Annotated in this window: 7 protein-coding genes; 1 reads left to right on the top strand and 6 read right to left on the bottom strand. The window is 69.3% G+C overall.

Features of this window, described 5'->3' with window-relative positions; translation table 11 throughout:
• Positions 1–691 (bottom strand): aldo/keto reductase (locus tag Y706_RS24800; protein ID WP_253906759.1); only part of this gene is annotated, 691 nt, incomplete at its 3' end.
• A gap of 71 nt (positions 692–762) precedes the next feature.
• Positions 763–2469, bottom strand: coding sequence for a glycoside hydrolase family 13 protein (locus tag Y706_RS0110165; protein ID WP_028276508.1), 1707 nt, complete (start codon positions 2467–2469; stop codon positions 763–765).
• A 103-nt stretch (positions 2470–2572) separates the two neighbouring features.
• Here Y706_RS0110165 and Y706_RS0110160 point away from each other — a divergent pair, with 103 nt between their 5' ends.
• Positions 2573–3751: an ROK family transcriptional regulator gene (locus tag Y706_RS0110160; protein ID WP_028276507.1), complete on the top strand. Its 1179-nt coding sequence runs from the start codon at positions 2573–2575 to the stop codon at positions 3749–3751.
• A gap of 3 nt (positions 3752–3754) precedes the next feature.
• Here the strand turns inward: Y706_RS0110160 and Y706_RS0110155 are convergent, their stop codons facing one another.
• From Y706_RS0110155 to Y706_RS29755, 4 genes are all read right to left on the bottom strand, one after another.
• Entirely contained in the window at positions 3755–5326 is a 1572-nt protein-coding gene (locus Y706_RS0110155; protein WP_028276506.1) for a Na+/H+ antiporter, read from the bottom strand.
• An 84-nt stretch (positions 5327–5410) separates the two neighbouring features.
• Positions 5411–6070, bottom strand: coding sequence for an NAD(P)H-binding protein (locus tag Y706_RS0110150; protein WP_028276505.1), 660 nt, complete (start codon positions 6068–6070; stop codon positions 5411–5413).
• Positions 6067–6867: a membrane protein insertase YidC gene (gene yidC / locus Y706_RS0110145; RefSeq protein WP_028276504.1), complete on the bottom strand. Its 801-nt coding sequence runs from the start codon at positions 6865–6867 to the stop codon at positions 6067–6069. The genes Y706_RS0110150 and yidC overlap by 4 nt, the downstream gene beginning before the upstream one ends.
• A 109-nt stretch (positions 6868–6976) precedes the next feature.
• A partial coding sequence (locus Y706_RS29755; RefSeq protein WP_043435895.1) for a hypothetical protein occupies positions 6977–7192 on the bottom strand: 216 nt, incomplete at its 5' end.

Here is a 7192-nt window from a genome sequence, read left to right as displayed (position 1 = left end):
CCTCCTCGGCCGGCGTCCGCGCGGCCGCCGGCGCCCCGGTGTAGAGGCCGCGGGCCAGCGACCCGTACGCCTGCAGCCGGATGCCGTTCCGGACGCAGTGCTCCACGGTTCCGTGCGGGAAGCTGTAGTCCGTGCCCTCGGCATGGTTGACCAGCACCGTGCTTTCCAGCCATGCCCGTTTCAGCAGGCTCATTTCGAGCTGGTTGCCCACCACGGGAACCTCGAGCCGGTCCTGCAGCATCTCGATCTGCGGGCCCGACATGTTGGACACGCCCACGGCCCGCACCTTGCCTTCGGCCATGAGCTGCCCGACGGCGGAGGCCACCTCCGCCGGATCCATCAGGGGATCCGGGCGGTGCAGCATGAGCACGTCGACGTAGTCCGTCCGGAGCCGGGCCAGGCTTTCGTTGACCCGCGCCAGGATGCCGTCCCGGCTGAGGTCGTAGTAGGCCTCCAGGCCCTGCTCGTTGAGCCGGATGCCGCACTTGGTCTGCAGCCGGATTTTCTCCCGCAGCCCGGGGGTGCGGGCCAGGACTTCGCCGAACACGGCTTCGGCCTTGCCGTTGGTGTAGATGTCCGCGTGGTCGAACAGTGTGATGCCCGCGTTCAGGGCGGCCTCGACGGCCGCGGCCGCCTCGTCCACGTGTGCGGACGAGTACGGCTCGGCCGACCAGTCGCCGCCCAGGCCCATGCAGCCGTAGACGAGTTCCTGGGGGAGGTTGCCGCCGGCGGGCGTGCCGGGCGAAGCCTGCGGTGCGGGACTCACCGCAACCAGACGGTGGTGTTGGCCGGCAGCTGCCCGCCATCCAGCGGGCCGCTGCTGACCAGCACCTCGCCGGCCGGCAGGTCAACCGGCGCGTCGCCGAAGTTGGTCACCGTCTGCCAGCCGCCGGGACGGCTGAAGCGCAGGACGTCGGCGCTGCCGGATTCCTGCCACTGCAGTTCCTCCGAGGTCTGGAGTTCGCGGCGCAGCTTCAGGGCCTTTCGGTAGAGCTCGAGCGTGGAGCCTTCCACGCCGTCCTGGGCTGCCACCGCGTAGCGGCTGAACCATGCCGGCTGCGGGAGGTGTGCCCCGCCGGCGCCAAAGCCGAACGAGGTGCCCTCCGGGGCCCAGGGCAGGGGCACGCGGCAGCCGTCGCGGCCGATCTCCACGCCCTTGTTCCGGAAGAAGGTGGGGTCCTGGCGCTCTGCGTCGGGGATCTCCGCGACTTCCTGCAGGCCCAGTTCCTCGCCTTGGTAGAGGTAGGCCGAACCCGGCAGGGCCAGCATCAGCAAGGTCGCGGCGCGGGCCCGGCGCAGGCCGAGTTCGACGTCGAGCTCCTCGACGGGGGCGCCGGCCAGCAGCCAGCCCTTGCCGTCCTGGCCCTGGGCGTGCTTGCCGCCGCCCTGGGGCAGGCCGTAGCGGGTGGCGTGGCGGACGACGTCGTGGTTGGAGAAAACCCAGGTGGAGGAGGCACCGGACTCGGTGGCCTCGGCGAGGTTCCGCGCGATGATTTCGCGGAACTCGCCGGCGTCGAAGTCGGCCTGCAGGAGGTCGAAGTTGAACGCCTGGCCCAGGCCCTCCGGGCTGGCGTAACGGGCGCGGCGGGTGGCGTGCACCCAGGCCTCGGCCACGGCGGTGCGCGGCGGGTTGTATTCGTTGAACACCTCGCGCCATTCGGCGTAGATCTCGTGGACTTCATCGCGGTCCCAGAACGGGTGAGAGCCGTCCGGGAAGCCGTCCGTTCCGGTGTTGGCGGCGCTGAGCTCCACCTTGGAGATCAGCGGCTCGGTGAGGTCCTTGGTCAGCGCGTGGGCGACGTCGACGCGGAAGCCGTCCACGCCGCGGTCGGACCAGAAGCGGAGCGTCTTGAGGAAGTCGTCGCGGATTTCCCGGTTGGCCCAGTTCAGGTCCGGCTGTTCCTTGGCGAAGATGTGCATGTACCACTGGCCGGGCGTGCCGTCGGGCTCGGTGATGCGCTCCCAGGCCGGGCCGCCGAAGACGGATTCCCAGTCCGACGGCGCGAGCTCGCCGTTTTCGCCGAGACCGTCGCGGAAGATGTAGCGGTCGCGGGCCGCGGAGCCGCGCGGGGAGGCCAGGGCCTCCCGGAACCACTCGTGCCGGTTCGAGGAATGGTTGGGGACGATGTCGGCAATGAGCTTGATGCCGGCGGCGTGCAGCGCGGCGGACATCTCGTCGAAGTCCGCCAGGGTGCCGAGCTTGGGGTCCACGTCGCGGTAGTCATCGACGTCGTAGCCTCCGTCGGCGAGGGCCGAGGGGTAGAACGGGGAGAGCCAGACGGCGTCGATCCCGAGGTCCTTCAGGTACGGGACCTTGGCGGTGATGCCCTTGATGTCGCCCAGGCCGTCACCGTTGGAGTCCGAAAAGCTCCGCGGGTAGATCTGGTACACCGATGCCTGGCGCCACCAGTTGGGGTCGGCGGCGAGGTCGGAACCGGACAGGGTTGCCAGCGTGGCGGTGTTGGTCAAAGGAGATTCCTTCGGGTCTGGGAGGGTTTCTGGTAATTTAGATACAAGCTAAATATATTGCCTGAACAATTATGGGTCCGGGGACAGAAGAGGTCAAGAAGTGATGCCGCACGCAGCCGCCGCCACGCCGCAGCTGCTGCGCCGCGTCAACGCCCAGGCCGTGCTGCGCCACATCCGCGGCGCCGATGTTGCCACCGGAACCGAGTTGATGGCCCTGACCGGGCTGACCCGGGCCTCGGTGATTGCCGTCTGCGAGGACCTGATCGGCCGGGGCTGGATCGTGGAGCAGGACCAGCCCGCAGACCCGGCAAGTCCGCGGAAGGGCCGGCCGGCCCGGCGCTTTGCCTTCAACCGGGGAGCGGGCTTCGTGCTGGGCCTGGACATTGGTGCCGCGACCACCACCGCCGCCGTGGCCGACCTCCGCGGCACGGTGATCGGCCGTTCCAGCGGGAGCTTCCGCGCGGCGGACATCCCCGCGCAGGAGCGGATCGGCGTCGTCGATCTCGCCTGCCGCGAGGCGCTGGACGCCGCGGGAGCGGACCCGGGCAGAGTCCTGGCCGTCGGCGCCGGGATCGCAGCGCCGGTGGACCGCGACGGCAACGTTCTGGTGACGCAGCGTTTTTGGAGCCTGTTCGACGTCGGGCTCCGCTCCGCGCTGAAGGAGCTGCACGGCTGGACCGTGCTCCTGGAGAACGACGCCAACCTGGCTGCGCTCGGTGAGCGCTGGCGCGGGTCCGGCGTGGGTGTGGATGATCTGGTGGTGCTCCTGGCCGGCGAACGCCTGGGCGCCGGCGTGATGGAATCCGGCCGCCTGCTCCACGGCCGCGGCGGGGCCGCCGGCGAGATGGGCTATCTGGACATGGTGGAAGGTGTTGGCTCCAGCGACGGCATCGCCGCCCTGGTGCGGCAGTGGTCGGCGGCCGGCGGCGGACCCTCCGCGGGCGGCCCTGCCAGTGCGCCGCGCGTCTTCGCGGACGCGGCCGCGGGAGACCCCGCGGCCCTGGCCATCCTGGACCGGATTTCGGAGCGCATGGCCCGGGTCATCGCCTCGATCGCGAGCCTGATCAACCCCGAGCAGGTGGTGATTGGCGGCGCCGTCGCCGAGTCCGCCGGGGCGCTGCTGCCGGGCATCACAGCGCTGCTTCCCCGCTTCACCGCGACTCCCCCGCGGGTGACGGTCTCACCCCTGGGCGACGCGATCGTCACGGCGGGCGCGGTCCGGCACGCCCTGGACTACGTTGAGGCGAATGCCTTGGAGCTGGCCCTCCCCGGCCCGGCCTGAGCCCTAGTCCGGCATGATCATGGTGCGCAGGTCCAGCTGCCGCAGCACCCGGTCCGCGACTTCCGGGTCCATGCCCGGCTCGTTCCGGGCCGCTACGACTTCCCGGCGGGCCGCATCGAGGGCGATCGTCTGCACCGCAATCGCCAGTTCCCGGCCACGCTTGCGCTGCTCCCCCGCGCTTTCATTCCGCAGGCTCCCGTCCAGCAACTCGGCGTGCAGCCGGGTCATTTTCTCCTTCACGAGCGCCACCTTATCCGCCGGCAGCTCCTTCATGAGCTCATTGTCCTTCAGGGCCGCGATCGCTGCCTGTTGCGCCCGGCTCGCCAACACGCGGGCGGCGTCGCGTTCTTCGGAACCGTCCTCGGACGCCTTCAGGACCCGCATGAGCCACGGCAGCGTCAGCCCGGGCAGCACCAGGGTGGCCAGCAGCACGGCGCAGGCGATCACCAGCAGCTCGCTGCGGGCCGGGAACGGCGTGCCGTCCGCAACGGTCAGCGGAAGAGCCAGGGCCAGCGCCAGGGTGGCCAGGCCGCGCATGCCGCACCACGTGAGTATCAGAACGTCCTTGGCCGAAGTAGGGCGCAGAACATCCTTCCTCGCCCGGGAGAGGCCGGACATCATGGCCAGCCAGGCGAAGCGTGCGGCGAACACCAGGACGCACACCACCGCGGCCGTCCCGACCATGCCGAAAACGCCGCTGCCTTCGTCGTGGATGACCTGCCGTACTTCCAGCCCCACCAGCCCGAACGCCAGGCCGGTGACCAGCAGTTCCACGACGTCCCAGAACGCGGTGCGGGTGACCCTCTCCGCGGCGTCCCCGGGCCGGGAGTGCCGCTGCATTTCCAGCGCGGTGACGACGACGGCGATCACCCCGGAGGCGTGCACCTCCTCGGCCAGGATGTAGGCGGCAAACGGCACCACCAGGGTGACGGCGCTCCGGGCCACCATGGAGGTCACCAGGCGGGTGATCAGGCTCGTGAGCCAGCCCATGCCGATCCCCACAACCACCGCGATCGCAGCTCCCAGGACAAACTGGAGGACGACGTCGGAGGCAATCTTGGTGCCGGCGACGGCGGCGGCCACGGCCGCCTGGAAGATGACGATGGCGGCGGCGTCGTTGAACAGGCCCTCGCTCTGGAGCACGTTGATGAGCCGCCGCGGCATGTGGACCCGGCTGGCGATGGAGTCCACGGCCACGGGATCGGGCGGGGCCACCATGGCGCCCAGGGCGATCGCGGCCGGTATGCCGATGCCCGGGATCATGAGCCAGGCCGCGCCCGCGACCACCGCCGTCGAGACCACCACGAGCGCGACGGCAAGCATCAGCAACGTGCGCCAGCGGACCCGGAAAACAGCCCACGAACTGCGCTGCGCTGTCGCGAAGAGCAGCGGGGGCAGGAAAATGGGCAGGATCAGCTCGGGCGGGATCTGGATCTCCGGGAAGCCGGGGATGAACGTCAGGGCAACGGCCAAGATCAGCATCAGCACCGGGTAGGGCAGCCTCAGCTTCTCTCCGAGACCGACAGCGCCCACCGTAGCCAGCAGAAGTCCAACGATGAGTGCCAACTGATCCATGTGCCCGCTTCCCCCGGAGGCGGCCGGGCCATCCCGGGTGGATGCGCGGACCGCCCCCACCACCCTATCGGGAAGGGTCCTGGGCTAGCCCAACGGTTCCAGCGCTGCCGCGAGCGGGAGCGTGCCGTCCCGGAACTCGATGGTACGCCCGATCGTGGCCGGCAGCCCGAGGACCGCCGCCGCCACCAGGGCGACGTTGGCCCGGGCGGTTTCGGTGCCGTCGGACGTGTCGGCGGGGGCGACGTCGATCATCCCGTTGCCGGGTCCCGCGGTCAGCGTTCCGGGGCCCAGGACGGTCCAGTCAAGGCCTGAACCGCGCAGGTACTCATCCGCCGCGGCCTTGGCTTCGGCGTAGGCGAAGAAGCCGTTGTCCGCGGGGACTCCGTGGTCCGGCCCGGCCCCGAAATAGGACACCATGACGTACCTGCTGACGCCCGCTTCCGCCGCTGCGTCCATGGAACGGATCGCGGCGTCGCGGTCCACGGCGTAGGTCCGTTCGGGGCTGCCGCCGCCGGCTCCGGCCGACCACACCAGGGCGTCGTGTCCGTGGAGGGCTCCGGCGATCTGCGCCGTCGTCGCGTTCTCCACATCCAGCAGCGCCGGCGTGGCGCCGGTGGCCGCGACGTCGGCCGCATGGTCCGGGTTGCGGATAAAGGAGGTGACCCCGTGCCCTTCCGCCGCGAGGATCCTGGACAGTTCCAAAGCCACCTTGCCGTGGCCGCCGATGATTGCGATGCGCGTCATGGTCCCATTCTGTCCCACCGGACAGCGAACTGCTGCCCCATCGTCCACAGGTTGGTGGTGGTCCAGTAGATCAGGACGCCGATGGGGAACACGATCCCGCCCACACCGAAGACGACCGGCAGGCTGTACAGCAGCACCTTTTGCGGGCCCATGAGCGGTGTCGCCACGGCCTCGCCGGACAGGCTCCTGGCCATGATCTGCCGCTGCGTGATGAGCTGCGAGGCCGTCATGGCCAGGATCATCGCAATGGAGAGGATCCACACCGAGAGCTGACTGCCGCCGCCGCCGTGCAGCAGCGAGGCCGAGAGCGGGGCGCCGAAAATCGTGGACTCGTCGAACTGCGCGACCTGTTCGGCGCTCATGGCCCCGACGGATTCGCCCTGGCCGGCCGCGGCGCTGATGCCGGACAGCATCTGGAACAGCGCGAAGAAGAAGGGCATCTGGATCAGCAGGGGCAGGCAGGCGGAGAACGGGTTGGTGCCGTGCGCCTTGTAGAGGGCCATCTGTTCCTGCGCCATGGCCTGGCGGGAGACCGGATCGGTCTTGCCCTTGTATTTGTCCTGGAGCTTCTTCAGGTCCGGCTGCAACCGCCTCATGCGCTGCTGGACGTTGACCTGTTTGAGGAACACCGGGATCAGGGCGGCGCGGATCACCAGCACCAGCCCGATGATGGACAGCGTCCACGTCCAGCCGCTGGCCGCCGGCATGCCGATGGCGCTGAGTCCGTCATGGAAACCCGCCATCATGGCTGAGACCAGCCATTTGAACGGGGCCATGATGGTGCCAAGAAGGTCCACTGATATCCCCAACCGTCAGTTGCTGCAAAGTACCGTGAGGCTACACCTGGGCGGGCTTGAAGTGATCTTCACCCGCCCTCGCGGATTAACGACGAACTTGCACCCTTGGCTAGGCCCGATCCTCCAGGAAAGGAATGCGAGGCCGCTTCGCCAGGATCATGTCGGCAAGCGCCAAACCAGTTTCCGTGTTCTGCCTCCCGGAAGGCACCAAACGAATGACTGCGACATAAGGGGTACCCCACGATTCAACCTCAATGACCACAAGGGGACGGCGGCTCAGCGGCCTCCGCAGGTTTTCCATTCTCACGGAGACAACCTGTTCCCA

The organism is Arthrobacter sp. I3, from assembly GCF_000520575.1.
In the GTDB taxonomy this organism is placed as follows: domain Bacteria; phylum Actinomycetota; class Actinomycetes; order Actinomycetales; family Micrococcaceae; genus Arthrobacter; species Arthrobacter humicola_A.
This window is presented reverse-complemented; position numbering and strand designations above follow the sequence as displayed.

Bases quoted from the DNA above. Each gene is read 5' to 3' on its own strand.
- Y706_RS0110155 (WP_028276506.1), bottom strand. From the start codon at position 5,326: ATGGATCAGTTGGCACTCATCGTTGGACTTCTGCTGGCTACGGTGGGC.
- Y706_RS0110150 (WP_028276505.1), bottom strand. From the start codon at position 6,070: ATGACGCGCATCGCAATCATCGGCGGCCACGGCAAGGTGGCTTTGGAA.
- Y706_RS0110160 (WP_028276507.1), top strand. From the start codon at position 2,573: ATGCCGCACGCAGCCGCCGCCACGCCGCAGCTGCTGCGCCGCGTCAAC.